Origin of the sequence: Caballeronia mineralivorans PML1(12) (genome assembly GCF_001028175.1) — a bacterium.
In the GTDB taxonomy this organism is placed as follows: domain Bacteria; phylum Pseudomonadota; class Gammaproteobacteria; order Burkholderiales; family Burkholderiaceae; genus Caballeronia; species Caballeronia mineralivorans.
Map to the genome: position 1 here is coordinate 1 of NZ_AEJF01000086.1, position 26310 is coordinate 26310.

At 57.7% G+C, this 26310-nt stretch carries 22 protein-coding genes and 7 pseudogenes; 11 read left to right on the forward strand and 18 right to left on the reverse strand.

The window, feature by feature from the left end:
- Nucleotides 1-73 precede the first annotated feature (73 nt).
- The gene (locus tag EOS_RS13300) at nucleotides 74-751 is read right to left on the reverse strand and encodes an FMN-dependent NADH-azoreductase (protein WP_047847119.1); all 678 of its coding nucleotides are present in this window, start codon (nucleotides 749-751) and stop codon (nucleotides 74-76) included.
- Nucleotides 752-882: 131 nt separating this feature from the next.
- Between EOS_RS13300 and EOS_RS13305 the strand changes: the two genes are divergently transcribed.
- Entirely contained in the window at nucleotides 883-1314 is a 432-nt protein-coding gene (locus tag EOS_RS13305; protein WP_047847120.1) for a winged helix-turn-helix transcriptional regulator, read from the forward strand.
- 526 nt (nucleotides 1315-1840) lie between these two features.
- Here EOS_RS13305 and EOS_RS13310 read toward each other — a convergent pair.
- The gene (locus tag EOS_RS13310; protein WP_047847121.1) at nucleotides 1841-2311 is read right to left on the reverse strand and encodes an Lrp/AsnC family transcriptional regulator; all 471 of its coding nucleotides are present in this window, start codon (nucleotides 2309-2311) and stop codon (nucleotides 1841-1843) included.
- Between the two features lie 251 nt (nucleotides 2312-2562).
- Here EOS_RS13310 and EOS_RS13315 point away from each other — a divergent pair, with 251 nt between their 5' ends.
- The 3 genes and pseudogenes from EOS_RS13315 to EOS_RS48040 all read left to right on the forward strand — a co-directional run.
- Nucleotides 2563-3315: a 3-oxoacyl-ACP reductase family protein gene (locus tag EOS_RS13315; protein ID WP_047847140.1), complete on the forward strand. Its 753-nt coding sequence runs from the start codon at nucleotides 2563-2565 to the stop codon at nucleotides 3313-3315.
- A gap of 605 nt (nucleotides 3316-3920) precedes the next feature.
- Nucleotides 3921-4907, forward strand: coding sequence for an EAL domain-containing protein (locus EOS_RS13325; RefSeq protein WP_235442800.1), 987 nt, complete (start codon nucleotides 3921-3923; stop codon nucleotides 4905-4907).
- A gap of 51 nt (nucleotides 4908-4958) precedes the next feature.
- A pseudogene (locus tag EOS_RS48040) lies at nucleotides 4959-5075 on the forward strand (hypothetical protein); the annotation flags it as partial.
- 33 nt (nucleotides 5076-5108) lie between these two features.
- Here the strand turns inward: EOS_RS48040 and EOS_RS48045 are convergent.
- The 14 genes and pseudogenes from EOS_RS48045 to EOS_RS13385 all read right to left on the reverse strand — a co-directional run.
- Nucleotides 5109-5422: pseudogene (locus EOS_RS48045) on the reverse strand (sugar ABC transporter permease); the annotation flags it as partial.
- Between the two features lie 81 nt (nucleotides 5423-5503).
- Nucleotides 5504-6751, reverse strand: a pseudogene (locus EOS_RS13330) (ABC transporter substrate-binding protein); the annotation flags it as partial.
- Nucleotides 6752-7222: 471 nt separating this feature from the next.
- Nucleotides 7223-7981 (reverse strand): GolD/DthD family dehydrogenase, encoded by a 759-nt coding sequence (locus tag EOS_RS13335; RefSeq protein WP_047847124.1) that lies wholly within the window; start codon nucleotides 7979-7981, stop codon nucleotides 7223-7225.
- Between the two features lie 217 nt (nucleotides 7982-8198).
- Nucleotides 8199-9209, reverse strand: coding sequence for a tagatose kinase (locus EOS_RS13340; protein WP_047847125.1), 1011 nt, complete (start codon nucleotides 9207-9209; stop codon nucleotides 8199-8201).
- Between the two features lie 112 nt (nucleotides 9210-9321).
- Nucleotides 9322-10137: a DeoR/GlpR family DNA-binding transcription regulator gene (locus EOS_RS13345; protein ID WP_047847126.1), complete on the reverse strand. Its 816-nt coding sequence runs from the start codon at nucleotides 10135-10137 to the stop codon at nucleotides 9322-9324.
- Nucleotides 10138-10505: 368 nt separating this feature from the next.
- Nucleotides 10506-10689: pseudogene (locus tag EOS_RS48050) on the reverse strand (AAA family ATPase); the annotation flags it as partial.
- Nucleotides 10649-11416, reverse strand: a complete 768-nt coding sequence (locus EOS_RS13350; protein WP_047847127.1) for a ribonuclease activity regulator RraA — start codon at nucleotides 11414-11416, stop codon at nucleotides 10649-10651. The pseudogene EOS_RS48050 and the gene EOS_RS13350, both read right to left, overlap by 41 nt.
- Nucleotides 11417-11438: 22 nt before the next feature.
- Nucleotides 11439-12224, reverse strand: a complete 786-nt coding sequence (locus tag EOS_RS13355; protein ID WP_047847128.1) for an SDR family oxidoreductase — start codon at nucleotides 12222-12224, stop codon at nucleotides 11439-11441.
- A 34-nt stretch (nucleotides 12225-12258) separates the two neighbouring features.
- On the reverse strand, nucleotides 12259-12642 hold the full coding sequence (locus EOS_RS13360; protein ID WP_047847129.1) for a RidA family protein: 384 nt from the start codon (nucleotides 12640-12642) through the stop codon (nucleotides 12259-12261).
- A 37-nt stretch (nucleotides 12643-12679) separates the two neighbouring features.
- Nucleotides 12680-13765, reverse strand: a complete 1086-nt coding sequence (locus EOS_RS13365; RefSeq protein ID WP_053063867.1) for an alanine racemase — start codon at nucleotides 13763-13765, stop codon at nucleotides 12680-12682.
- A 93-nt stretch (nucleotides 13766-13858) separates the two neighbouring features.
- The gene (locus EOS_RS13370; protein WP_047847130.1) at nucleotides 13859-14584 is read right to left on the reverse strand and encodes an amino acid ABC transporter ATP-binding protein; all 726 of its coding nucleotides are present in this window, start codon (nucleotides 14582-14584) and stop codon (nucleotides 13859-13861) included.
- Complete coding sequence (locus EOS_RS13375; protein ID WP_047847131.1) at nucleotides 14562-15299, reverse strand: amino acid ABC transporter permease; 738 nt, start codon at nucleotides 15297-15299, stop codon at nucleotides 14562-14564. The genes EOS_RS13370 and EOS_RS13375 overlap by 23 nt, the downstream gene beginning before the upstream one ends.
- Nucleotides 15300-15302: 3 nt before the next feature.
- Entirely contained in the window at nucleotides 15303-16001 is a 699-nt protein-coding gene (locus tag EOS_RS13380) for an amino acid ABC transporter permease (RefSeq protein ID WP_047847132.1), read from the reverse strand.
- Between the two features lie 33 nt (nucleotides 16002-16034).
- Complete coding sequence (locus EOS_RS13385; protein WP_047847133.1) at nucleotides 16035-16859, reverse strand: ABC transporter substrate-binding protein; 825 nt, start codon at nucleotides 16857-16859, stop codon at nucleotides 16035-16037.
- Nucleotides 16860-17028: 169 nt separating this feature from the next.
- On the opposite strand from EOS_RS13385, the gene EOS_RS13390 reads away from it, so the two are divergent.
- The 3 genes and pseudogenes from EOS_RS13390 (at nucleotide 17029) to EOS_RS44410 (ending at nucleotide 19605) form a co-directional block, all read left to right on the forward strand.
- Nucleotides 17029-17976 (forward strand): LysR family transcriptional regulator, encoded by a 948-nt coding sequence (locus EOS_RS13390; RefSeq protein ID WP_053063868.1) that lies wholly within the window; start codon nucleotides 17029-17031, stop codon nucleotides 17974-17976.
- Nucleotides 17977-17978: 2 nt separating this feature from the next.
- Nucleotides 17979-18890, forward strand: a complete 912-nt coding sequence (locus tag EOS_RS13395; RefSeq protein WP_047847134.1) for a LysR family transcriptional regulator — start codon at nucleotides 17979-17981, stop codon at nucleotides 18888-18890.
- Nucleotides 18891-19605 (forward strand): annotated as a pseudogene (locus tag EOS_RS44410) (IS6 family transposase).
- A 63-nt stretch (nucleotides 19606-19668) separates the two neighbouring features.
- Here the strand turns inward: EOS_RS44410 and EOS_RS13410 are convergent.
- Complete coding sequence (locus EOS_RS13410; protein WP_047847137.1) at nucleotides 19669-20811, reverse strand: lipocalin-like domain-containing protein; 1143 nt, start codon at nucleotides 20809-20811, stop codon at nucleotides 19669-19671.
- A 251-nt stretch (nucleotides 20812-21062) separates the two neighbouring features.
- The gene (locus tag EOS_RS13415) at nucleotides 21063-21713 is read right to left on the reverse strand and encodes a TetR/AcrR family transcriptional regulator (protein ID WP_047847138.1); all 651 of its coding nucleotides are present in this window, start codon (nucleotides 21711-21713) and stop codon (nucleotides 21063-21065) included.
- A 102-nt stretch (nucleotides 21714-21815) separates the two neighbouring features.
- On the opposite strand from EOS_RS13415, the gene EOS_RS13420 reads away from it, so the two are divergent.
- The 4 genes and pseudogenes from EOS_RS13420 (at nucleotide 21816) to ltrA (ending at nucleotide 26266) form a co-directional block, all read left to right on the forward strand.
- The gene (locus EOS_RS13420; protein WP_053063869.1) at nucleotides 21816-22928 is read left to right on the forward strand and encodes an NAD(P)/FAD-dependent oxidoreductase; all 1113 of its coding nucleotides are present in this window, start codon (nucleotides 21816-21818) and stop codon (nucleotides 22926-22928) included.
- A complete protein-coding gene (locus tag EOS_RS13425; RefSeq protein ID WP_047847139.1) occupies nucleotides 22925-23800 on the forward strand; it encodes a carotenoid biosynthesis protein in 876 nt (291 codons plus the stop codon). The genes EOS_RS13420 and EOS_RS13425 overlap by 4 nt, the downstream gene beginning before the upstream one ends.
- A gap of 112 nt (nucleotides 23801-23912) precedes the next feature.
- Nucleotides 23913-24029: pseudogene (locus tag EOS_RS48055) on the forward strand (IS6 family transposase); the annotation flags it as partial.
- Between the two features lie 584 nt (nucleotides 24030-24613).
- A pseudogene (gene ltrA, locus EOS_RS49205) lies at nucleotides 24614-26266 on the forward strand (group II intron reverse transcriptase/maturase).
- Nucleotides 26267-26310 lie beyond the last annotated feature (44 nt).

The window sequence follows — 26310 nt, forward strand, 5'->3', positions numbered from 1 at the left end:
GGACGAGATGTTTTAGCAATTTAAAAAGGTGTTTTGACACACTCTGGGCCGGCATGTGCCTGACGCGGTCGGCTCAGGCTGCTTTCAGGACGGCGATTTCAGCCAGCGCAGACTCGAGAGCGCGCTGCCGTTGCTCAGGACCTTGGTTGACCCCTTCGGCACGGACAAACGTAATGTCGGTGACACCGATGAAACCGAAAAAGCTCGTCAGGAATGTCTCCTGGTGATCCATGAAGGCCATAGGCGACGGCGCGGAGTAGAACCCGCCACGCGAGGACGCAACGATCACCCTCTTACTGCCGGCGAGGCCTTCCACGCCCGTCGCGGTGTAGCTGAAGGTCTTGCCCGGCGCGGCCAAGCAGTCGATCCAGGCCTTTAGTTGGCTCGGAATGCCGAAGTTGTACATTGGTGCGCCAATGACGACGATATCGGCGGCAAGGAACTCGTCGAGGGCCACGTTAGTTGCCGCAACTTCATCCTGCGCCGAAGCATCGACCGGCGCACCACCCCGCATGGCGGCAGCTACCACCTCCCCAATTTTGCCGTCCAGCGCGCCAGCCTCGTATAGTGATTTCAGTTTGGCGAACCGGGTGGCCGGTGACTGATGCGGCACAGGGTCGGCCACCAGATCACGATAGCTGACCCCGAGACCCGGCAAGGTGTCCTTGAAGCGGATCACGATACTGGCTGACAGTTGGCGACTGACAGACTCGGCGCCTGAGATACTCGAATCAATATGCAAGAGTTTCAAATTTCTTCTCCAGAATCTGAGGATGAGGCAGCACAGGGATCTCCCGCGCCGTCCCGAGCCTCACAGTAAGGAACAATTTGTTCGTTACACTATGATAGAGGCTGAAAAAGTTCGCACAAGGAGGCACTTCTTTGTCTGATACGAACATTCCTGTTCGCGCCACTGAGACCTCGGATCCCCACGAGGGGTGTCGGGCAGTGGTCCCTACGCTCGCCCGCATCGGCGACAAATGGACGGTGATGGTGGTGGGCACGTTGTCAAACGGGCCGATGCGTTACAACCAGATCGCGCGCCTGATCGAAGGCATTTCGCAGCGCATGCTCACACTCACCCTGAAAGGTCTGGAGCAGGACGGCTTGGTTAGCCGGACGATGTATCCGACCATTCCACCGCGTGTGGACTATGAATTGACGGGCCTCGGAAGGTCACTGATCGTGCCACTACGGTCACTCCACAAATGGGCCGTGGAACACCAGCCTGCGATGCTGGCAGCACGCGAGGCATTTGCAAAGCGGGAGCAACAAAGCGGGTTGCGGCAGGCGCGCTTCACCGATCCGAAGTAGCGTTTAGCGGGGAGGCTGGGGCTAAAATGAGCGTTAGCATCAGGCGCTTCTGACGCATTCATAGAGCGGACGCGGATCACAGATTGCCAACTCGTGAACGACTGCCCGCACTGCCAATTGAAAACGATCTAAACACCGGTATCGAATGTCCGAAGTTGGCCGATTCTGTTTTGCAAGGACTTCCCCCGAGAGTCAAGTTTGGGGTCGAGTTTTCTCGCGCTGGCAGTTCCGTAGTGATGTCCATGCAGGTGGCCCAGTCGTTTGCGCGGTCGGCTCTGTTCGACCCACTAGTGCCGTACGGGCAAGATCCCCGACCGACCGTTCCCGGGCAGATTTGAGACAGTGCCCGTTCGCAAGGAGGAGATGGCGAACGCCGTTTTGTGCCGCTGCCCTATTGAACCAAGCGGTCGTTCGCGTAGCTGGATAGAGCACAGGGTTGTGCGTCCAGTTTAGCGGCGCTCTCTGAAAGCAACGTTGAGAGCGGTCTTCTCCGTCCGCCTGGTATTCCCGGCGCGACTGGATAAATCTACCCCCCGCCTGGCCGGACCGGCAACACCGTCTTGTACTGCACACGCCGCAGGGTGATTGACGTGCTGACGTCTCGGACACCATCGATAGTCGCGAGCCGCGTCATAACAAAACGTTCGATGCCTGCAATGTCGCTGGCAACTACGCGCACGATGTAATCGAACGCACCGGTCATCAGATAGCACTCCATCACCTCCTCGCAACTCAGGATGGCGCGCTCGAAAGCGGCAAGCTTTTCGGCGGATTTCTCGATAGCGACTGACACATAGGCGTTGATCGGGAACCCCACCTTCTCTTGATCCAGCAGCGACACATATTTCGTAATGACGCCCGCCTCCTCGAGCAATCGAATTCGCCGATACAGCGGCGAAAGAGATATGTCGAGCGATTCAGCCAGATCCGCAGTCTTGACATGAGCGTCACGCTGCAGCGCCTGCAAGATATCAACGTCAACCCGATCGAATTTCATTGGCTTTTTCTACCATAAAAATCAATTAAATCATCTATTTTTGCCACTAAATACCAGATATTTGGCTCAGTTTGGCACAGACCGCCGCTGCAAACTAGCTAAAATTATCTCGTATCGCGCTGCAGCAGAACGGCTTGGCGTGCTTGCGCAGCAAGCCCCTGAAGATGTTTCAACTTCCCCGAATGTCGAATCGCGGCGTCACCGTGGCCCGTTTCCGAGGTGAACGGAAGACGCAATTGAAAGGAGTAGACGTGACTTTTTCGAATAGAAAACTGGATGGCAAAGTGGCTTTTGTGACAGGCGGTTCCCGCGGTATAGGAGCGGCAATCGCAAGGCGTCTCGCGAGCGAAGGCGCAGCTGTGTCGATAACCTACTCAAGCTCGAGTGATGACGCAGAGGGTGTCATCCGGGACATCGCCCGACTGGGGGGACGGGGCGTGGCGATCCGCGCGGACAGTGCGGACACGGCAGCGGTAAAGGCCGCGGTCGGATCGACGGCGAACCGCTTCGGAAGACTGGATATTCTCGTGAACAACGCCGCGATGTTCCGCGTCGGCCTGATCGACGATTTTTCGCTGGAACATATCGATCAGATGCTGGCAATCAACGTCAAGAGCCTGTTCATCGCCATTCAGGAATCGCTGCGCTTTATGGAGAAAGGCGGGAGGATCATCAACATTGGAAGCGTCAGCAGCGACTATATGCCGATTCCGGGCGTGTCCGTGTACGCCGCGACGAAAGGCGCCGTAGCGAGCATGACACGTGCGTTGGCGAGGGATCTCGGTAGCCGGGAAATTACGATCAATAACGTCCAGCCTGGAAGAATAGATACGTTGATGAATCCAGCCAACGGTCCGATGGCCGACCAGATCCGGAACTCAATCGCACTGGGTCGCTACGGATCAGGCGACGATGTCGCGGGTCTTGTCGCTTGGTTGGCAAGCCCGGAAGCGGCGTTCGTAACGGGTACGAGCCTGAAAGTCGATGGCGGCACGAGTGCTTGACGGTTGCCTTCGAGCCCGCGAAGGCGCTCAGTATCATGAGCAGACCACGCAGGGCCTGATGGTCGATTCGATTGCGGTGAAACGCAAGGCTCGACATAAGCGGGCGATATCGAAAGGCAACGGCGCAGCGTGAATGTCGGCCATTGCAGTCATCGAGATGGTCAAAATCAACAATAGGGGTCGCCCCGTGGCCGCTCAAGAACGGATGGCTGTGAATCTTCTTCGTGCGACTGAACCTGGCCGACCAGAGACGGATGACGATCGTCTCTGGTCGACCCAACTCGGCCAATGGACTTTCTACAAAGCGAACTTGGTTTCCGCTCACCCAGGCGGGATGAGCCAGCGGGTGTTGTCCTGCTTCAACTGAACATCAAACGGTAGCCCGTTGCGCTTTCTTATACCCCAGCCAACCGGGAACGATGCATGGACAGCACGAGTCTTCGCCGTCTGCGGAATAACAAGGACCAGTCGCGTGTTCCATTTAAGTACGCCAGAAAACGGCGCCGTCTGATGCAGATGCGGGATGTGAAATGCGACAGCAAGTTCGAGCAGATACCCACTTAGCAGAGCCGTCGAAAAAGTCACCGGACGCCCTACGGATGCGTATGCCAGAGCCGGACTCCCTCGTCTCGGATTTGGCGCCGGAGGGCAATGGCGAGCGGGAACATAGTTCGGATACCCTCATGGCTACCCGACCCCGGCACCCAAACGGGCGTGATAAGCACCAAACGGGCAAACAGACTCGACGAGACAGGCTGCCCCCCGGCCTCCATCTCGCGATGCAACCGATCATGTCTATAACCGCGCCCTCCGAGTCATTGGATTTCGAAGTATTGCTGCGCGTTCGCGCGCCCAACGGATCTGTGCAAGCGGCGGGCAAGTTGATCGCGACTGCGGAGCAATCCGGCGATATCGCTGCCATCGACACATGGGTAATGACCACCGTCCTCGAATGGTTCAGGAAGCATCGCACGGCGCTCATAAATACACGCTTCATCTGCGTGAACTTGAGCGCCAACTCAATCAACGACGCGCACTTTCTTGAAGAAACCTTTTCGCTTTTCGTGCGCTTTCAGGACGTTGTGCCTTACCTGTGCCTCCAAATCAGCGAGAGTGTCGCGCTGAACAACCTGGCAAGCACTCAGCACTTCATCTCTCGGGTGCACCACATGGGCGGCAAGATCGCGCTGGACAACTTTGGTTCGGGCTACAGCTCGTTCAAATATGTGAGGCATCTATCCATCGACGTGCTCAAGATCGACGGCGAATTGGTTCGCACCATGCACGCGCATCCGACCGATATCGCGATTGTCGAGGCGATGGTCATACTCGCGCGCAACCTCGGCATGCGCAGCATTGCGTCGCAGGTAGAGAACATTAATACGCTTCGTGTGCTGACGGAACTCGGCGTGGACTATGTGCAGGGCTTCCTGGTGGCGAGGCCGCAGGAAGCGATGGCAATCCTCGGTGCTTCTTCGACCACGAGCTTCGTCGAGGACCCGGCCGTGGCGAAATTCATACAAGGCATGGGCAATACGGATAAGCAATCCACACCCACACTCGCCCCCAAACAAAAGTCGCAGCTTCACTAGTGACGGCGCATTTCGGGAGCACCGAGCGTAAGACCATATTTGCCCCGTGCTGTGTCGCACTCCCATGGCGAGACCGTTCTCGAACTGACTACGGATTTTCATGGAGCGGTTGATCACTATCTTGAGGATTGCGCGAAGACAGGTCGCGATCCGCAAAAGCCGGCATCGGGAAAGCTGATGCTACGGATTCGACCGGAAGTGCATGCCGCTGACCACAGTAATCAGCAACACCGATCCGATCAGCGTCAGCGTATGAACGATCGACAGCAGAAAGGCTGGATCGGTGGCCAAGAATTCATAGTTATCGAGACCGGCAAATCCTTTGACATTGGGGTTGAGCAGGTCGTATCGAGAGATACAAATACCGGATGATCATCGCGAGCGGGATGGCCATCCACAGGAACAGTACCACGGCCGACGGCATGATGAGCCAGCGGACCGGCTTCGCCCGCTTCCTGTCGCGCGTTGCGGCAGGTTCCGCGTAACCGTCTGTGAGGGGGATTAAGTTGACTCATGATCGTGTCACCTCTCGATGCGCGGGCCACGCCTCGTACGTCACGCGGCCCGCTCTGCCGCGCCGGATTGCAGCGCGTGCATTACTTGAGGTAACCGGCCTGGCGTACCGCCCGATCAGTTATCGCCTGCCCGGACTGCAGCGCCTGATCGACGGTCATTTGCCCAGCGACCGCGCCCGAGATGCTTTGGCCCACTACCGTGCCGAACGACTGGAACTCCGGAATGCCAACGAACTGCACGCCGGTATATGGCACCGGCTTCGCCGTCGGATGATCTGGATCCGCCGTCTCGATCGCGTTCCTTACGAACTCTGAAAACGGAGCAGCAGCTTTGTATTCAGGCAACTGGTAGGTCGAGAGTCTGGTGCCGGGTGGGAGGGATGCCCAGCCGATATCGGCTCCGACCAGCTTGATGTATTCCTTCGAAGTGGCCCACGCAATGAACCTCTTTGCTGCATCCTGCGATCTCGACGTCTTTGGGATCGCGAGCGCCCAAGACCACAGCCAATGAGAGCCCTTAACTGTATCCTGTACTGGCGCCGCCGCGAATCCCACCTTGTCTGCCACCGAAGATTCCTTTTTGTTGTACAGGATGCCGGCAGCGGAGGTTGCATCAACCCAGATGGCACACTTGCCGCTTGTCATCAAGGAGAGATTTTCGTTGAATCCGTTCGAACTGGCTCCGGGGGCACCGTATTTCTGCAAGAGGTTTACATAGAATCCGATTGCGCGCTTCCATTCAGGAGAGGTGAGCTGTGCATGCCATTGCTCGTCAAACCATCGGCCGCCAAACGTGTTAACGAGGGTACCGACGTAAGCCATGTTCTCTCCCCAACCTGCCTTGCCGCGAAGGCAAATGCCATATACGCCGTTCCCCTTGTCCGTCAATTTTTCAGCAAATCCCTGGATCTGTTCGTAGGTGGGGTGGTCGGGCATTGTCAGACCCTTTGCCGCGAACAAATCCTTGCGATAGAACGTCATCGAACTTTCTGCGTTGAACGGAAGCGCGTAAAGCTTGCCGTCATTAGATAACCCGTCGCGCACGGTCTTGAACAGGTCGTTGAGGTCGTAGTCCGCCGGTAGGTCTTTCACTGGAACGAGCCACCCTCGCTTCCCCCACAACGGCGCCTCGTATGTTCCGATCGCCAGAACATCAAACTGGCCACCGTTGGTCGTGATGTCCGTTGTCAGGCGCTGACGAAGGACATTTTCTTCAAGCACCACCCATTTCAACTGAATGTCAGGGTTAGCCTTTTCAAAAGCTAGTGACAGCTTCTTGAGCTCAATCTGATCATTATTATTGGGTACGCCGATCGTCACGGTGGTGGCGTGTGTAACGCTGCATACACCCAAGATGCCGCACGCGGACGCAATCACGGTGAACCGACGGCATAACGCGCGCATGGTCCCCTGGCTACGGTAGAGCTTTGCTTTCATTTCTGTCTCCTTAATATTAATCAAGCATCGAAATTGGGCGGAGCGGTTTAGTCATGAATGAAATGCTCGCAGCCGAATTACCATATAAGCGGAAAGATAGTGACGCAGATAACTCTTAATTCTGTCGAAACGTCGAGTGCTGCATTTAATGAGCCCTGCCGGGAACTGAAAACCTGATTCCGAACCGGTGCCACGCCACCGTAAAATGCCGTTCAGTATTTCTTCTTGACTATTTACCCAGCAAACCGGCGGATCTCGTCCTTTACACGAACCAACGCACGACAGGATTTACGATTCGTCGGTCGCTCCCTCGCATGACGAAGCCCGTGCTGCATTGCCCCGTTCACTTAATGTGCGTAAGACTTAGGTGATGGTGTAACCTCCGTCGACCATCAGGTTTGCGCCATTTATCATGGCCGCTTCCGTGCTCGCCAGGTACATGATGGCGGACGCTATCTCGGCAGGCTTCGCAAACCGGCGAGTTGGTATTGCGGCTCGGGCTCGCTCCCCTATTTCTCCCGCCCACCCGCTTAGACCAAGCTCGGTCTCAACCACCGTTGGTGAAATGGCATTGACCGTCACTCCCCTAGGTGCCCATTCGAGCGCCATGCAATTTGTCATTCCGATGATTCCGGCCTTGCTCGCGCAGTAGGCAAGGTGCCCCTCGATGCCGATGACTGCGGCTTGCGACGCCAAGTTTATGATCCTTCCGCTTTTCCGCGCGAGCATGAGTGGCGCGAACGCTCGGGCGACCAAAAATGGTCCGGTTAAGTTCACGGCGATCGTTTTGTCCCACGTCTCCAACGGGAAATTTTCCGCCGGCGCAAGGGGTCCGATGCCAGCGTTATTGACTAACACGTCCACGCGACCACATAACGCCAAAATCTCATTCGCCGCCGCGGTTACCGACTCGGCGTCAGTGACATCAACGATCCAACCGGTATGTTTGGAGCCCAAACCTGCGGCCACGTCTTTGACCGACTCTGCGCGGTCCAAGAGCGCCAAAGTGGCGCCCGCGTCTGCAAATAGCTCCGCAGCCATGCGCCCGATCCCGGCCGCTGCGCCCGTGATCACAACGACAGCATTCGTAAAATCATAAGAGGTATTTGACCTGGAGACCATGACTGTTCCTTGACCGTGCGTTTCTATAAATGCCTCCGATCAGATGTGACCGGTTCGGCAGCGATTGATCGACCAATGCGGGTCTTGAATGGTTGATTTGAGCGCCTGTCCTAACGTTGAAATTCAACTCCGGCGGGAATCCCGCGACGTCATCCCCGGTGTATTCCGATTACAGCGCCAATAACGATGGAGACCTTTTCTTTCAGCCGCAGGATTTTCACCGGCCAGGCGCGCCACGATCTGATGCATCGGGTCGCTCCCCAGTCTTCGCAATGAATTCGTCGAGTTCGGCAAGTGTCGCTGTCCCTTCCATCGGCCCACGGAAAGTGACGGCCCGTGCACCGCTCGCGCATGCGTAGCGCAACGCTTTATCTGCACCGAATCCCTGCAAGCGGCAGGCTATATACGTTGCGCCGAAGCAATCGCCGGCGCCCGTCGGATCCATTTCCTGCACTCGAAAGCCGGGAGTATGGATTTCATTCAGCCCATCATAGAAGCTGCATCCATCCTTGCCGCGCTTGATGACGACTTCGCGAATCCCGCGCTTTAGCAGTTCTTCAATAGCCCCGTGCTCGGTGCTTGCGCTGGCAAGCAGCGTCACTTCATGTCCGCTGGGCAGAAAGACGTCCGTGTAATCGAGAATGAAGTCCAGCGCCTCCCGCATTTCCGGAATGCGCAGCATTTCTTTGCGGATGTTCGGGTCAAAGCTCACCGTCCCGCCGTGCCCCTTGACAATCTCAATAACCTTTTTCATCGCTTCAATGATGCGAAACGAGAATAGTGACGACCCCATCACATGGAAATGTTTGCAATCCTTCAGAAGGTCGTCCCGGACATTGCCGACAGACAATTGCCCCGAAGCGCTGTTAGCAATGTTAAAGATAAAATCGCGTTCGCCGTCCTCCCGGTATGTGACAAAAGCGCTACCCGTCGTGGCGGATTTGACGACCGAAATACCCGATACGTCGACACCGTCTGAGCGCAGGCGTTCGACGTTGAGCGCGCCGAAATCGTCGCCGCCTACGCAACCGATAATCGCGCAGCGGCTGCCTATGTGCGCGACCTGGTCAATGAAAATCGCGGGAGCACCACTCGCATACGGACCGATCAGGGTGCCCGGACTGCGGAACGACTGCCCGCGCTCCGTCGCCATAATTTCGACGAGAATCTCACCCATCGTCAGGATATAGCCGGCCTCGCCGGATTTGTGCAGTTCAGTATTAGCCATGGCACTTTAAGTCAACAGGCGAAATCACAATGACATGGAAGGCGATAGCAGCCAGCGCTGCGACGATGGTGGTTTGCTTCAAATTCATGGTGTGTCTTCCTTTGACAGTGGACTAGGCTGTGGATTTGCGAAACTCAAGAATTCCGCTTTCCCTTCTGTGGAACTGGAGGCCCTTGCTCTGCATCAGCTCCATTGTCTCCGGGTCAATTCCGTCGTCGAGCAAAAGAGCGTCAATGTCAGAAACGTTCCCGAAAACTTCTCCGTCGTGCTCACCCAGTTGCGGCTGATACGCAACTACGATCGTGCGGGCGGCAGCTCGCCTAGCCGCTTCAGATACGCGCGCAACTGCGGGATCTGCGCAAAGAAGATTGCCGTCCCGATCAAGACCCGACGCTTCCAGGATGCACAGGTCGATTGATCTGCGCGTCACTGACGCTTCCGCATCGGGACCAGTCAGCGTCGTGGCGCCTTGCTCAAGCTGCCCGCCTGTCAGCAGTAGCTCGCAGTGAACGAAGCGCTGCGCGGTCTGTGCCATTCCAATGTCTTGCAACAGCAGCGCGAGATTTGCCCTGTCCGAAAGAAATGGCAGGATTTTGTGGACTATGTCACCCGCGCCCAACATCAGCGATTGATGGTCGTCGACGGCCTCTGCCGCGAAACGGGCGATCGCTGTCTCCCAAGCCTTTCGCGCAGCACCGTCGACCTCCGGGATGACGACGTTATTTCCCGAGCGCTGCGCAAGGTAGCAAGCTTTCCCGAAAGAGCGGACGAGGTAACGTTGCTCCTCGAGATAGGTGAGGTCAGTGCGAATCGTCACGCTCGACACGTCGAACGCCTGGCTGAGCTCCTCGACCGAAACCTCGCCGCGCTTGCGGACCAGTTCAACGATCTGCAGGCGCCGCTTCAGGGAACTCTTGTTTGCGAGCATGTCTTCGATCTCGAAAGTAATTCCTCTGTTTCGAAAGATTATAGTTTCGAATCGAAAGACAACCTAGTGATTCTTGTGGGGTGAAGGTAGTGATTTTCCCTAGCGTGTGAACTGGCGCGATTTACCGGTCCAAGGATGTCGGAGTGATGATGTAACCCGCTGCTCTGGGTATCGTGCTGTCAGAATCCGATCGCTGTGCAGACCAGCGGGGATGCGGTAGGTAGCTTGAATACATGCATTCGCGTCAAGACCACCAGTGAGAGCCGCTGAGTGGGCCGGAGAGCCAATTCATGGACAGTAGAACGAAGTAAAGCTGCCGCAACTTCACGTATAAAAGTGACAACTTCGGCAGAGCCTTCGACCATACTGCAGCGCGACAGGATCGTGTCGTCGGCATCGTGGATACGGTTGGTCGTCGTGAACAGCAGGCGGCTGAAATACTCGAGCGCGCAGGAATTCCACCACGATTGCGTTGTGCTCGAGATCGCTATCGCGACGACGGATGTAGACGTCAGCCTTGTCCGGCAGCCGGATCGCGTCCCAACGCGCCGCCTAATGAAATACTAGAAATACGGGCTGCTTCATAGCGAGCCCGGTTCGCCTCGTTGGGCGGGTAGAGACCTGGCAAAGCGGCGCCAGTTTCCACCTCGCTCATGATCCAATTCTCCAATAGCTCCTGTTCAACCGACGCAGCAACCACGTCGTCAAGGAGCGCGGCCGGAATAAGCACTGCACCATCCCGATCGACCACGATTACGTCGTTTGGAAATACCGCAACGCCACCGCAGTCGATAGGCTCCTGCCAACCTACGAAGGTCAAGCCGGCCACGGATGGCGGCGATGCTGTGCCCTGACACCAGACTGGAAGGCCGGTATTCAGCACGCCCGCAATATCCCGGACCACACCATCTGTGACAAGGGCTGCCACTCCGCGCTTGTGCATCCGTGCGCAGAGAATGTCGCCGAAGATTCCGGCATCGGTGACGCCCAGTGCGCCTACTACGGCAATACAGCCACTTGGCATTGCTTCAATCGCAGCGCGGGTTGAAATGGGCGAGCCCCACGAAGCGGGCGTCGCAAGGTCTTCCCGGGCAGGCACGAAACGCAGGGTGAATGCACGGCCGACGAGTCGCGGTTGACCTTCCGCTATCGGGCGGGTACCGCGAAGCCACACGTTGCGAAGGCCATGCTTGAGCAGGACAGTCGTAAGTGTGGCCGTCGATACGCCAGAGAGGGCAGCTACGATCTTTTCGTCAAGCTGAAGGGAGTCGATGGTCATGGTTAGCCTTTCCAAAAAATAATCAGATGCTGGCGATGAGGCCGCCATCGATCCGGACTGTCGAGCCGGTAATGTATGAAGCGCGAGGACTTGCAAGGAAGGTCACTACATCTGCGTACTCCTGCGGCTCGCCATACCGCCCCACCGGAATCGATCCCGTGCTTTCGGCAGCAACGTCCTCGATCGATCGCCCTTCGCGCTTGGCTTTAGCGTCATCAAGGAAGCGAATGCGATCCGTGGCGATACGCCCTGGCAAGACGATGTTGCAGGTAACGCCGTCGCGGCCAACTTCCCGCGCCAGCGTTTTCGACCAGCCAACCAGGGACATTCGCAGCGCGTTTGACAATCCGAGGTTCGCTATGGGTGAGACCACACCCGATGACGTGCTGGTGATAATCCTGCCAAAACCACGTTGGCGCATTCCCGGAAGTACCCGGTCGGTGATGGATACCACCGACAAGACCATGCTCTCGAAATGCTTGCGCCAGAGCGCTGCATCCTGTCCATGCGCCGGCGTCGGTGGCGGCCCTCCGGTATTGTTCACCAGTACGTCGATAGGCCCGAGATCCTGCTCGATCCGGGCGACATGACTGTCTACGACAGACAGATCTCCGAGATCCCACTGAAGGGCGATCGCTTGCGAACCCGCTTCTCTCACCGCTTTCGCAGTCTTTTCGGCCGCATCCAGATCGATGTCGGCAACGGCAACACGCACTCCCTCGGCCGCGAGCGTTCGGGCGATTACGCTACCGAGGCCACCACCGCCGCCGAGCACGAGGGCGGTCTTATCTTTTAGCTGTAGGTCCATCTTCTTTCCCTGTGAGAAACCGGTATCCCGGTTACTACTGTGCGTTGATCGGACCGTCTCCGGGTTCCGCAACAGCATCGATTTCGACACGCACGCCGTTGAGCGCGCATCCGATGGTGGTTCGTACGGGGGCGGCACTGCCCATCACTTTGGCGTACACGGCGTTGAAACGCTGAAATTCGCTGATGTCGGACAAATACGCCTGGACGCGAACAAGCCGGCTGAAATCAGTGCCCGCATCTTCCAGAACAAGGCGCAAATTGTTGAGCACCGCGGTCGTTTGCTCTTCGATCGTGTCGCCGAGAATGTTTCGCTCAGGATCTCGCGGGACCTGACCCGCCACAAAAATCAAACCGCCCGCGCGACGCCAGAGACTGTAGTGGCCGCCCTTGGACGGTTGCTTGCTGGATTCGGTCATGGGTGAAGTCTCACGCTGGAAGGGAATCTCTTGGCGATCATCGCGTCAACGCGACAACCGAACGTTCGTTGCCGAGCTGATCGCGATATTCCCACTGTCCGTCCAGGGATCGAACCAGGGCATTGCTGTACAGGTAGGCAGTGGTACACGTGTGTTCCGGGACCAACAAGAGCCGGTCACCTGTGTCTAGCGAGTCACTACGGATCACGGTGTGCTCTTCGTTCATCATCACAACTTCGTCAGCGCCTTGAAAACGCTGCCGCAGCGGCTTGTCCGGCGAAATGGCCTTGGCTCCGGCATCCAGCGTAGCCGTGCCATTGCGTGTAGAAACAACAGTCGTCAACACAAACCCGGCCGCCACCCAATCGTGATGGGCTAGCTCCCTCAGGTGCTGGGCGTTCGAATACACCCATGTGCCGGGCGACACGTGACGCATCACGGAACGCGGCCACAGGTCGAACGTATAGCTGCAGGCTCCGACCACGTCAACGTCGATGCCGTCTTCGCGCAGGCGCGACTGCAGTACCTCCAGCGTATCGGCAAGCTTTTTCACCCCGGCTTTGCGCTCGTCGTACTCGCCCCGGACGTTACCGTCGTAAAGATGCCACCCGGCAAGCCGCCCGAGTCGGGCAACCTCGCGCGCGAGGTCGAGTGCTGCCTCGTCCATAACGACTCCCGTGCGCCCCATTCCCGGATCAAGGTCGACCCGAAGGCGAATCGCAGGCGAGGCACCGTCGAGTAGCCGGGTCCACAGGTCCAGTCCGTGGTGGGAATCGATGAGACCCGTGAGTTCGGCCTTCGGAAACACGGCGGCCAATTCGATAAAACGGCCGATGTTTTGTGGATTGACGGTCGGAAACGCCCAGACGACGCGCGTGGCGCCCGCGGCCAGTACCATTTCGACCTCGGCGAGCGTGCTGGCTTTGAAAGCGTCGACGCCATTGGCCAGCAGTAACTTAACGAGCCACGCAGCGCGGTGAGTCTTCACATGCGGCATCAGGCGCTCGACACCGCCGCATGCTTGCGCGGTGACCTTCAGGTTGTGCAGGACGCGGTCTTCCATCACCACAAAGCAAGGTGTTGAGACTGCCGGTACCAGGTCCTCGGCAATTGGGTTGATCATGTTGCGTGTTGTCGTAGAGTGATAGTTATGGTGGATGGGAGCTGTCCGGCTGGCATGGCTCTCTCAGAGAGCATTCGCATCGAGGACGGTTGGTTAGTGGCGCAAGTCGGACAGGAATGCCTGCGCACGCGGGTGCTCGGGCGACCGAAAGAACGTTTGCGGATCGGCCACTTCAAGAATCGCGCCGCGGTCCATGAACCAGACGCTGTCACTCACTTCGCGTGCGAATCCCATCTCGTGGGTCACGCACATCATCGTCATGCCATCTCTGGCCAGCGACTTCATGACGTTGAGCACTTCGCCAACCATTTCCGGATCGAGCGCGCTCGTCGGCTCGTCGAACAGCATCACCGGCGGTTCCATCGCCAATGCGCGCGCAATCGCGACGCGTTGCTGTTGCCCTCCCGACAACTGCTGTGGATATGAATTCGCCTTGTTCGCCAATCCCACGCGATCGAGCAGCGCCAATGCCTGCCGCTTCGCATCCTTGCGGTTTTTCCCAGCCGCCTTCATCGGCGCGAGGCATACGTTGTCGAGCGCCGATAAATGAGGAAACAGGTTGAACTGCTGAAACACGAAGCCGACCCGGCTGCGAAACCGGTTCAGATTTAACGTAGCCTGATGGACGCTTGTTCCGTCGACCATGATCTCGCCCTCCTGAATCGCCTCGAGGCGGTTGACGGTACGAATCAGCGTCGACTTGCCCGACCCCGAAGGGCCGCACACGACCACCACCTCACCTCGCTTTACTTCGGCGCTCACGTTGACGAGCGCCTGATACTCGCCATACCATTTACTAACTTTGGAGAACTGAATCATTGATGAGGCTCCTGACATTAGACATCTTCCCCGTAGCGCGCCGGCGCGAAATACGCCGTTCGACACCCTGCACGCATCGGGTGAGCGTGTAACACACCGCAAAGTAAGCCAGCGCGAGAATCAGGAAGACCTGAAACGGCTTTGTGAGAAGACTAGCGTTAATCTGCTGGGCCGAAAACGTCAGTTCCTGGACGCTGATCACATAGCCGATCGACGTGTCTTTCACCGTCGATACGCATTGGCTGAGAATGCTCGGCAGCATGTTGTACAGCGCCTGCGGCAAAATCACGTGGCGCATCGTCGACCCGTAACTCATCCCGAGCGAGCGTGCAGACTCGGTCTGCCCCTTGGGCAGCGACTCGATGCCCGCACGGACGATCTCGCTCAGGTAAGCCGCCTGATAGATCACCAGCGTGACGACCAGGGTCGTGAACGCGCTGACGAGATGGCCGATCAACCCCGGCACGAGGAAATAACTCCAGAACACCAGCATCACGAGCGGCACACCACGCACGATATAAACGAGCACCGTCGAGGGCACGCTCAGCACCCTGTATGGCGAAACCCGGCACAGGGCCAGCAGCAAGCTAAGTGGAACGGCAAAAGCGAGACCGAGCAGCGCGAGAATCAGCGTGAGCGCCAGACCGCCAATTGGTCCGCTCGGGTATTGTCCGAGCAGCAGGAAATGCGCGTTGTGAATGAGTATGTCGAGCATCGCTTATTTCGCCGGGAAACGGGTGTGGCGCGCGAGCGCTGCCCCCACACCCATCAGGCCCAATGAAATGGCCAGGTAGATGACCGTTCCAACGAGATAGATTTCAAAGGTTCGAAAAGTCTGGTTCTCAATGTCACGCACCGTGTATGTCAGCTCGGCAACACCGATTGCCATCGCCAGGCTGGTGTTCTTGAAGAGCACCACCGTATGGTTGATGAACGGCGGCATTGCGATGCGGAAGCTCTGCGGCAGGATCACGTATCGCATCGACTTTGCAAAGCTCAACCCCAGCGAGCGGGCTGCCTCATGTTGGCCTGCCGATACCGCCCGCAGGCCGCTTCTAATATCCTCCGAGTAGTACGCCGCCATGCACAGGCCAATAGCTATAGACGCGAAGATGAATTCGCCCCCATGCGCATTGATCCATCCTTGCGCACTTTCCGGCAGCAGTGTCGGAAACCCGAAGTACCAGAGGAATAGCTGGGCGAGCATCGGCACGTTCTGATGGTATGCAACGTAGCTGGCGACGAGCCTCTCGATGAACGGGTTACCCATCGCGCGCAGCGTCGCCATCACCGTGCCTAGTGCGACCGCGAGCACCCAGCTCGTCAGCGTGAGCAGCGCGGTGTACTGCACTCCCCACATCAGGTGTTTCAGATTCGGGGCCGCGAATATGCTCGCAAAGTCGAGATGTAACAACATGAGCAATCCTCATCACACAGAACGGCTTGAAGATCAGCCTTTGATCGACCCGATCTTGAAATCGCGGTGCATCTGATAGATCGTTTTGGGACCGAGCCACGTGTCGAATATCTGCTGGGCTTCGCCAGTTTTTTCCATTCCGTCCAGCGCGTTGTTCACCGCGTCGAGCAATGCCGGTTCGCCCTTCTTGATACCGAGTCCCCAGTATTCGAGGCCCACCGGCGGCGACAGCGCTGCAACATTGGTGTCAGGGCCGAGTTTGGCGGCAAAGCGATGCATGATCGGTTCCGAGACGACAAAACCATTGACCTTGCCTTGCACCATGGCCAGGAACGCCGATGGCGAGTCGTCATAGCTGACGAGTTGCACGCTCGGCATGACCCGACCCATGATTGCGATATTGCTGGAGCCTTTGATCGTACTGACGCGCTTGCCGTCGAGATCGTCCCGTGCTTTGAACGGGCCGCTGGTCTTCACTGCAATGATCTGCTTGGCGACATAGTACTGATGCGTGAATGCGAGTTGCTCGGCCCGCGCCGGAGAGTAGCCGAGCACTGCGGCGAGCACATCGACACGGCCTTGCAGCAGTTCAGGAATCCGTGCTTCCATCGAGACCACCTGCAACACGGGCTTGACGCCCAGCGCCTTCGCAACGCCCTTGCAATAGTCGACGTCGTAACCAACGATTTCTCGCGAAGACGGATCCTGGAAGCCGAATGGCTCGAAGTTGGCCAATACCCCGCACACGAGCGTTCCGCGCGCCTTGATGTCCGCGAGTTGGTCGGCCCGTGCGGTACCCGCCAGCAGGGCCAGGGTCAACCCAAGCAATGCTGCCGTTAGTTTGTTAGACGATTTCATGCGTTTCTCCGTAGACGGGTGCTTCAAAACGCAACCTCGAGCTGTTGATGGGCTCGATCTGCATTGCGGGGGACTTGGAGGTCGTATTCTTCGTTGAAAAAAATACCAAATAAAGAGATATTTGCGCATAATTATCTATTCCAAAATTAGATTGATCCGAGGGGGCCGCGTGGCGCACCAGATCACTTTCCTGCAACTCGAAGCACTGGTTGCAATCGCGGACATGGGTTCGTTCGAGGCGGCCGGGCGCAAGCTGGGCAGCGTTCAGTCCGGCGTGTCGCGCCACGTTCGCGAACTGGAGGGTCAATTCCCGAAGCCGCTATTCGACCGTGGTTCACGATCGGCACGGCTGACCGTCGACGGCCTCGAGGTACTCGCGCAAGCGCGCACGATTCTTCAGCAACGCGACGCCCTGTTGAGTCAGTATGCGAGCGAGAAAATATTGCGGCGGTCGTTGAGGCTGGGCGTGACTGAGCTCGCGGCGCTCACGTGGTTGCCTGGCTTCATCGAGGCACTGCGTTCTACCTACCCGCTGGTGAACGTCGAACTGGAAGTGGGCGGTGTTGCTGCGGATCTATACGAAAAGCTCAGACTGGCGCAGTTGGATCTGGCCATCGTGCCCGACACGCCTCGCTGGGCGGACATGTTGAGATTTCCGCTCGCCAACGTGCGTAACGGCTGGTTCTGCAGTCCCACGTTCAGCCTGAAGCGACGCAGGCTCAGCGTATCTGAGCTTGGCCAGTTCACATTGCTGTCGCAGTCTGGCGACTCGGCGGCAGGACATGTCATGAGCAAATGGCTCGAGCGCCACGGCGTGCAACCGCGCAGCATCCTGACCTGTAACAACTTCGCGGCGCTTGGTGGCATGGCGAGCGCCGGGCTGGGTGTCGCCTGTCTGCCGAACGCCATTTCAGATGAACTCGTGACGCTGGGTATGTTGCGCGAAGTCCATGTGGGGCCGGTGATGCCACCGGTGCGTTATGTCGCCGTCGCGCGGCAAGACGCGTTGACACCGTTCCACCGCAAAGTCATTACGCTCGCACGCGCGACGTGCAACTATGGGACGCGCTATCAGGACGTCGGCGCCCGCGAACCGCTCGTCAACGAGGCCAAATAGCGATGCTGACTGTCAAACAGATCGAGACGTTCTACTGGGTAGCGAAACTCGGTACCGTTCAACGTGCAGCCGATAAGCTCCATATCACGCAGTCCGCCGCAACCAAGCGCCTGCAGGATGTCGAAGCGAAGTCCGCTGCACGTTTGTTCGAAGGGAGCGGCAAGAAAGCAAGGTTGTCCGCGAAAGGGCACGAGATGTTCGCGCTGTGCGAGGGCTTGCTGGACAGCATTGGGCGACTGGAGGCCTACCAGGACGCCGACCGGCATATGGCCCGCGTGCTGCATATCGGCCTGACGGAGCTGGTTGCGTTGACCTGGTTCTCAGCGTTCCTGCAGCAGATGCGCGAACTTTTTCCGAATCTCATCCTGCAGCCACATGTCGACATGTCCGGGCCGCTGCAAGAACAGGTGTTTGACGGACGCCTCGACCTTGCGATCCTGCCCGAGCCAGAGCTGCCAGCATCGGTCGCGCGAGTGACGCTCGGGAGTGCCAGCTTCGCCTGGTTCTGCCGCCCGGGCGAGTTCGACAGCAAGCGCACGGTGCCGCTGCGTGAACTGGGCACCGTTCCTGTCATCGAGCAGACTCCCATATCCATCATTACGATCCTGAGTTCAAGGGGCTTCGAGAGCGCGGGTGTCAATCCCGAGCGTATTTGCGGCGGCAACAATGCGGTCGTAGTGGGCGGCCTCGTGGCAGCTGGGGTTGGCGTGAGTTTGCTGCCCGTCGATCTTTTCAGGCAGCAAATCGAGAACCAGTTGATGCAAATCGTGATTACCGAACCGCCGGCGCCGCCGGTTCGCTACGACGCTATTTTTTTGAAGCACTCACATTCCGCGCTGGGGTACATGGTTGCCGATGTCGCACGGCGTTGTTGCGACTTCAGTTCAGGTGGTCAGCAACCGACAGCTCGTTAGGTGCAACCAACTGCATCGAACGGTCATCGCTTTCCGGCTGCAGTTATCAGCTGTGCCGTGCACTGGTATTTCCGGTTTCAACTCAGCCTTCGTGATATCGAGGAGTTTCCCTTCGAGCGCGGCGTGATTGTGAGCTATAAGACGATCCAGCGCTGGTTCGACAAATTCGGCGCGGGCTTTGCGCGTCGTGTCAAAGCTGTGCGTCGCAGGCCTAGCACCACGTGATCTGGACGAAGTGTTCGTGACGCTACGCGGCGAGCCTTATCTGCTGTAGCGAGCAGTCGATCAACACGGCACCGAGCTCGATATCCTGCTGCAGAAGTGTCGCGACAAGGCTGCAGCCAAGCGGTTTTTCAAGCGCGTGCTGGCCTCGTGTCCCGAAGTGCCGCACAAGATCGTGACAGACCAACTCCGTAGTTATCCGGCGGCGAAGGCCGACATTCCCGAACTGGCCAACATCAAGCACATCTTTGTCAAAGCGAGTGCCCGGCTAAACAATCGTGCCAAAAATAGCCACCAGCCTACGCGCGAAGGCGAGCGCCGCATGCGTGGCTTCCGCGATGCCAACCGTACGCAGGCGTTCCTGTCGAGCTTCGGTCCGATCCGACAGCACTTAGCACTCAAGCGACATCTGCTGCGTGCCCCGCTCTACCGAAAACAGCTCGCCGCGTGGCATCGCTTCACTGAGTTCACTCAAAATCCGTCCGTTTTCTGAGCAAACGCGCATCCTATCCGCTATTGCGTCACTAACTCCTCAACGTGACAGCGCCAGAGTCGGTCAATTCAACTCGAAGTATTCCAGCGTACCGCTGCCGACAATTGGCGCTCCGCCCGGCAGACTGAGTGAGATCGGACTTTCGAATCGCGTGTACCACGGATGCAACCCGAGAGCGTGAGCGGCTAACCTGACCGCGAAGGACTTACTTTCAAGCAAATCGGACGATGTCAGCATACGCGGCGAAATGCTAAACCGCACACTGCTTCCGTCGCTCATCGCGAAGTTTATGGTGGAGCTTATTGGACGAACGTGTTTGTGATCAGGATGTGGGGTAAGACTACCTGCACTGACAACCACTGCATCGCCATGCGCTTCGACTTCCTCCTTCTGCTCATTGGCGACAAATACAAGGGGGACGAAGTTGCCACCAACATCCGGTTTAGCGCGAATGACTGATGCGATGACAGTGTGCTGACCGACGCGACCTCGGCCCCACCACCAGTTGTCAAAGATATCGGTCGGCGACACGTTGCCCCAGTTATGGTCGTGATAGCCACTACCTGTCACCTTCTTTACCGTGTTGTCCAATGTCAACGTGCCGCTTACTTCGCCTTCGGGGACGGCAACTAGCCAAGCAAAGAACTTGTCGCCTGCAGCAATATAGCCTGTCCCCGGGCGATACGATGGAACACGCCGATGCAAAGTGAGGTCACAGCCCATGCCACCTGTTGTCGCAGCGTCGACGTGGATTGTATAGGTGTCCAAGTTGCCCTCGAACGTGTCGGGGCCGATACGGATGGCCGCATGATCTCGTGCAAACGCGCCAGGCTCGTCAAAATTTTTCATGATTTTGCGTGTGGGACTACCCGGCGGTGTGACTTCAATACTGACTGTACGTTGGTGCGAGCCATACAGCCAATTATCGCCAAACCAGACTACTACAACGGTACCATCGTCAAGTAGGCCATCGAAATACCACCATTCAAAGTATTTGGACGATTGGGGAGTGCGCCTGCCGTCTTCTCGCTTTTCAATGGTTGTACCTATACCGAGTTCAGCGAAGTCGTTTGCAGAAGCACGCAGATGAAGTCTCTGGTCTGCGCTGAGCGATGTGGGTGTTGTAGCGCACGCTGCGAGACTGATCACGACGAAGCAGATAGCGAGGCGCACATTGCTGAACAACGGTGTGATCGACGAGAACATGGTAGTCGCAGCTCCAGATGAAAACATGTCGGTTCATACAGCGTCAAGGTAAGGCAATCGCGGCCTCGGAATTCAGCCGTATGGAGGTCCATGACATCGACTTCTTGCCCCGCCCGCAAAAGTCCTGTCGGACAACACAAGGCAGGAAGCGAGCACCGACCGGGAAAAGTTAAACAGACCCTATGGGCAACTCCGCAACAACTTCTTAGTTAGTGGCTCGATCGGCTCTGGTCAGGGTCAAGATTTCTCATTTACGTGGATGCGAACGGACCGTTCTCCTTTGACGGCAGCCCCAGCAGGTCGCACACGAGGTTCACGGTCTTTTCGACTTCCGCGGGCGAACGCGGATCCAGGCCGGTCATCCGGCTGTACTCGTTCGCGAACACGATGCTGGTCGTGACGATGCCGATTACCGCATAGTGAAGACGCCCGGGGTCTCCTGCGCGCACCACGCCCGCCTGCTGCCCCGCCTGAATCGCCCGAATTGAAATTTCGTAGTACGGACGGATATAGGTTTCGATCAGCCAGTTGAACCGGTCGCTGTTCGTCTGCCCTTCGAACGACAGCAATCGATGGAATTCCGGATGCTGCGCAGTGAACATGGCGAACGCATGAAACATCTCGCGCAACACGCTGGCCGGTTCTTCCGTGACGGCTTTCTCCGCCCAGTCCGCGACGCTTCGTTCCTGCATGCTTTCTTCGAAGATCGACATGACGACTGCGTGCCATAGCGCGTCTTTAGTCTTGAAGTGGTAGACGACCAACTGATGCGTTTCGCCGGCGTGGCTGGCAATCTGCCGCAGGCTCGAACCCTCGAAGCCCGAGGAGGCGAAGACCTGCAGGGCCGCGGCCAGGATGCGGGTGCGGCCGTCAGGCGCGTTGCCCGGTTTGGAAGGATTCATGCTGATGGCCTGCTGTGTCCGTAAAACGAGATAGTTGACTTTCCGAGTGGAAAGTATATCATCGCCCTAACTTTCCGATCGGAAAGTTAATACGGAAAGTCCATGAATGAGGACGTGATGAAAAGAGTGATCATCGTAGGAGGCGGTTATGCGGGCGCGAATCTCGCGAGAGCGCTCGACTCGCGGGCGGAGGTTTGTTTAGTCGAGGCCCGTGAGCATTTCGTTCATAACGTCGCGGCGATCCGCAGCGTGGTGGACCCGTCGCTGCTCGCGAAGATCGTGATTCCGTATGATCGTTTGCTGCGTCGCGGCCGGGTCCGGCAAGGTATTGTCGCGAGCGCGTTCGACGGCGGCGTCATGCTGGCGGATGGCGCGACCATCGAGGGCGATATTGTGATTGTTGCGACCGGCTCGCACTATGCGAGGCCGTTCAAGCCCACCTTGCACGGTGCGCGGGCGTTCGAGGACGGCGTAAAGGCAGCCCATGCGAGCCTGCTCGCGACAGATCGCGTCACGATTGTGGGCGCCGGCGCGGTGGGTGTCGAACTGGCCGGGGAGATCTCCACGGCGCATCCGCGCAAGCGTGTCACGCTGGTGTCCGGCGCATCCACCTTGATGCCCGGTTATTCGGCGAAGCTGGCCCGCTCGCTCGAAGCGCAACTTCGGGCCAAAGGCGTGGCTATCCACCTCAGCACGCGGGTCGAGTCGCTGGACGCGACCGACTCACCCTATCTCGGCACACTGCCAGGTATGCCTTACGCTGCCGAAAACCAACTCATCTTCCCGGCCCTCGGCGCACGGCCGATCACGGCTATATTCCGCCACATGCCGGCTGCCTATTTCGACGCGCAAGGCCGCGTCAGGGTCGATGCATGGCTGCGGCCTGCGGGCGCGCAACGCCTCTTTGCACTCGGCGATGCCGCCGCCACGGGCGACCCCATGACGATCGTCGCCATCACCCGCCAGGTGCCGTGGCTCGCAAAAATCATTGCGGCCACGCTTGCAGGCGAATCGCCCAAATCGCTGCCTGCCTATGTTCCCTGGTCGTCGCGCGGCATCCTGGTGCCGCTCGGTCCGCGCGACGGGGCGAGCATGCTGCCACTCATGCGCGACGGCGTGCTGGTCGGCAACTGGACCACCGCGTTGATCAAGGGCCGCGAATTGTTCATCCCCCGTTACCGGAAAGAATTTGGCTACGCGAGGAAGTGCGCATGAAAGTCCTGCAAGCCACGCACCCGAAGGCCGGCGCACAGTGGATCTCGCCCGCGCTATGGGTTTTCGCGGCCGCAAGCGTACTGTCCCACGTCGCGTCTGTGTTGTTGCACTTGCCGACGGTTGTCGGCGGAGCAATGCTCGCGTTGTCGTTGCTCATGTTCGGTTTGCTGCACGGCGCATCAACCTACGGCTGGCGCGCGATCCTGTTCTTCATCGCGATCTGCCTGGGCTTCAGCAACGCCTTCGAGAATCTGAGCATCGTCACTGGCTTTCCGTTCGGCTCATATCATTACAGCGACACGATAGGCCCGAAACTGTTCCTCGTGCCACTGCTGATCGGCCCGGCGTACTTCGGTGTCGGCTATCTGTCATGGACACTCGCACGGGCGATCCTTGGCGATACCTCCGGCAGGCTGCGCGGCTCGTTGGCGGTGCAAACGCCCGTCATCGCGAGCTTCATCATGGTGAGCTGGGACCTGACCATTGATCCAATGATGTCGACAATCACCGGCAACTGGATCTGGCATCACGGCGGCAGCTATTTCGGCGTACCGTTCGTCAACTTTCTCGGCTGGTATCTGACTGTCTACGTGTTCTTCCAGGTATTCGCACTCTATGCGCGGCGTCTGAAGGGCCCGCGTCCGGATATGGCGGGTTACTGGATCAAACCGCTGTTTGCCTATACGTCGATCATCGCCGCGCCTATCCTCAGCCTGCTGTTCGACACGCAGGCCGGCGGAGTGACCGATCCCTCCGGTGCGGTGTGGCAGCTCCACGACATCAGAGCGGCGACTGCACTCGTGGGCCTGTTTACCGTACTTCCGTTCTGGTTGCTGGCCGTATTCCGTTCGCTCGCACGTGTAGGGGAATAGGCGAGGCCGGCGCAACCCGAAACTCTCATACGAGAAACCGACGACAGATCCCCCTCTATTTCGGATTCGATGCAGCCACGACGGCAAGCGACGTGCTTGCCGGCGAGCACGTGATGGTTATGCTGCTTCGCACCGGGCGGTGCGAGAAATGAAGGCCGATGGCTCGCTGCCTGAGGACACGAAGGTTCAGTCCTCGAAGTACCTGAACAATCTGATCGAAGTGCGACACGAGGTCGCTTACAGAAGTTGTTCTCACTTCTCGCGGCATAGAAGGAGTGAACCACCGGTGTCACCCGGTGAATCTAGGATCCTGAATCAAGAGCGGGTCTGACAACGTAACGAAGCGCCGCAAGGCGCGGGGTATCAATCGCGAGAGGCGTACCCTTCTGGCAGCCATACGCCGGATGAGTGCCAGATAGTCGGTATGGTGAAAACATTTGAATCTGCAATAGGGTCGTTAGATTGAACGAGCGGAAATGGCTATTGCGCTCGAACCAAAACGGTACCGGAGGTGGGAACAGCGTTTTTCGATTACGCTCTCGTGACCCATATACCTCCCGGCTCAGAGCAGGCACCTAACCCGACGTACTTCCATAAGCGGAACGTGGAAACCCCGTATCGCTCCTCTCGGGGACAGCAGGCTGCGAGGTCTGCCCATGGCGGTGCGGGCACAGGAACGGGGAAAAAGCGAATGCCCGGCTGTAATGGACGGGATACGGGTTGCAACATCACCCGACGCGAAAGCGGGCAGACTTCCTCATGGTCTCTCCTCACCAGAGAGTTTGCAGAACCATCTATACGGGAGGAAAGCAAATGAGTGCAGCAACACGGGCGCGTGCGCCTTCCGGCGTGACGTGGGACGGCATCAATTGGGCCAATGTTCAACGCCAAGTAAGAGGGCTACAAACGCGTATGGTGAAGGCGGTACAGGCCGGCCGCCATAGCAGGGTGAAAGCCCTGCAATGGCTGCTGACCCACTCGTTCAGCGGCCGTGCATTAGCCGTGAAGCGGGTGACTGAAAACAAAGGCAGGAACACCCCCGGTGTGGACAAGGTAACGTGGAAAACACCGGCGGCAAAGACCAACGCGATTGCGTCGTTGAAGAGGCGGGGTTACTCGCCCCTTCCGCTTCGGAGGGTTTTTATTCTGAAGAAAAACGGCAGGCCGAGGCCCCTCGGCATACCCGTGATGCGGTGCAGGGCAATGCAAGCTTTACATTTGCTAGCGCTCGAACCCGTTGCGGAAACCACCGCCGATCTGAATTCTTATGGGTTCAGGCCGGAACGCTCTACGGCTGACGCCGGAGGACAATGCTTCAATTCTCTGGCAAAAAAGGCGAGTGCGGAATGGGTGCTAGAGGCCGACATCCAAGGCTGTTTCGACAAAATTTCCCACGACTGGATGATCGCCAATATCCCCACGGACAAGGTGATTCTAAAGAAGTGGCTCAAAGCTGGATATGTGTATCAAAACGAACTCTTCCCCACTGATGCCGGCACCCCGCAAGGGGGAATTATTTCACCGGTGGCAGCCAACATGACGCTCGATGGCCTCGAAGCGATGCTAGCGGAAAAATTCCCGCGAGCGAAACCGAGGGGACTGAAAATGACCATGGTGCGTTACGCGGACGATTTCATTATTACTGGCCACTCGAAAGAGTGGCTGGAACATGAGGTCAGGCCCGCAGTGGTCGAATTTCTGGCGGAACGCGGGTTGGTCTTATCGCCAGAAAAGACCAGAATAACGCACATCAAGGATGGGTTTGATTTCCTCTGATGGAACATTCGCAAGTACAACGGCAAGCTATTGATGAAACCGTCGAAAGCGAACGTCAAGGCGCATCTTGACAAAATTCGTGAAATCATCAAGGCCAACAAGACGGCTAAACAGGCGAACCTGATAAGGCTGCTCAATCCTGTTCTTCGAGGATGGGCGAATTACCACAGTCATGTAGTCGCCAAGAAAGCCTTCGATCGAGTTGATCACGAGGTCTGGTCAATGCTATGGCGATGGGGGGTAAGAAGGCACCCTAAAAAAGGAGCCCGATGGGTGAAGATCAAATACTTCAAGACCAAAGGTTTCCGGGACTGGGTATTTGCCGCCACAGAAAACAAAGAAGATGGCACGACAAGAGAGGTCATCTTGCTCAAGGAATCGGATACGCCGATAAAACGGCATATCAAGATCAAAGCGGGCGCCAATCCGCACGATCCGCAATGGGCGTCGTACTTCGAATCCCGATGGGGTAAGAAGATGCTGAACTCGGTACGAGGTCGCAGTAAGCTGTACCGTGTCTGGCTAAGGCAAGATGGCCTGTGTTCTAACTGTCAGCAGCCCATCACAATGAACACCCGCTGGGATGTTACGCATATTGTGAAGCAAACTGATGGCGGGACGGATGCAGCCAGCAACCTCCAAGTGCACCATCTCAATTGCCGTAGAAATCCGCAGTATGCCGGAAAATAAAGTTGTACTACCGGGTGTCGACAGATGCCTTTGTAGAGGCTTGA

Bases quoted from the DNA above. Each gene is read 5' to 3' on its own strand.
- EOS_RS13310 (WP_047847121.1), bottom strand. From the start codon at position 2,311: ATGAAATTCGATCGGGTTGACGTTGATATCTTGCAGGCGCTGCAGCGT.
- EOS_RS13325 (WP_235442800.1), top strand. From the start codon at position 3,921: ATGCCAGAGCCGGACTCCCTCGTCTCGGATTTGGCGCCGGAGGGCAAT.
- EOS_RS13335 (WP_047847124.1), bottom strand. From the start codon at position 7,981: ATGGTCTCCAGGTCAAATACCTCTTATGATTTTACGAATGCTGTCGTT.
- EOS_RS13340 (WP_047847125.1), bottom strand. From the start codon at position 9,209: ATGGCTAATACTGAACTGCACAAATCCGGCGAGGCCGGCTATATCCTG.
- EOS_RS13345 (WP_047847126.1), bottom strand. From the start codon at position 10,137: ATGCTCGCAAACAAGAGTTCCCTGAAGCGGCGCCTGCAGATCGTTGAA.
- EOS_RS13350 (WP_047847127.1), bottom strand. From the start codon at position 11,416: ATGACCATCGACTCCCTTCAGCTTGACGAAAAGATCGTAGCTGCCCTC.
- EOS_RS13355 (WP_047847128.1), bottom strand. From the start codon at position 12,224: ATGGACCTACAGCTAAAAGATAAGACCGCCCTCGTGCTCGGCGGCGGT.
- EOS_RS13360 (WP_047847129.1), bottom strand. From the start codon at position 12,642: ATGACCGAATCCAGCAAGCAACCGTCCAAGGGCGGCCACTACAGTCTC.
- EOS_RS13365 (WP_053063867.1), bottom strand. From the start codon at position 13,765: ATGATCAACCCAATTGCCGAGGACCTGGTACCGGCAGTCTCAACACCT.
- EOS_RS13370 (WP_047847130.1), bottom strand. From the start codon at position 14,584: ATGATTCAGTTCTCCAAAGTTAGTAAATGGTATGGCGAGTATCAGGCG.
- EOS_RS13375 (WP_047847131.1), bottom strand. From the start codon at position 15,299: ATGCTCGACATACTCATTCACAACGCGCATTTCCTGCTGCTCGGACAA.
- EOS_RS13380 (WP_047847132.1), bottom strand. From the start codon at position 16,001: ATGTTGTTACATCTCGACTTTGCGAGCATATTCGCGGCCCCGAATCTG.
- EOS_RS13385 (WP_047847133.1), bottom strand. From the start codon at position 16,859: ATGAAATCGTCTAACAAACTAACGGCAGCATTGCTTGGGTTGACCCTG.
- EOS_RS13395 (WP_047847134.1), top strand. From the start codon at position 17,979: ATGCTGACTGTCAAACAGATCGAGACGTTCTACTGGGTAGCGAAACTC.
- EOS_RS13410 (WP_047847137.1), bottom strand. From the start codon at position 20,811: ATGTTCTCGTCGATCACACCGTTGTTCAGCAATGTGCGCCTCGCTATC.
- EOS_RS13415 (WP_047847138.1), bottom strand. From the start codon at position 21,713: ATGAATCCTTCCAAACCGGGCAACGCGCCTGACGGCCGCACCCGCATC.
- EOS_RS13420 (WP_053063869.1), top strand. From the start codon at position 21,816: ATGAATGAGGACGTGATGAAAAGAGTGATCATCGTAGGAGGCGGTTAT.
- EOS_RS13425 (WP_047847139.1), top strand. From the start codon at position 22,925: ATGAAAGTCCTGCAAGCCACGCACCCGAAGGCCGGCGCACAGTGGATC.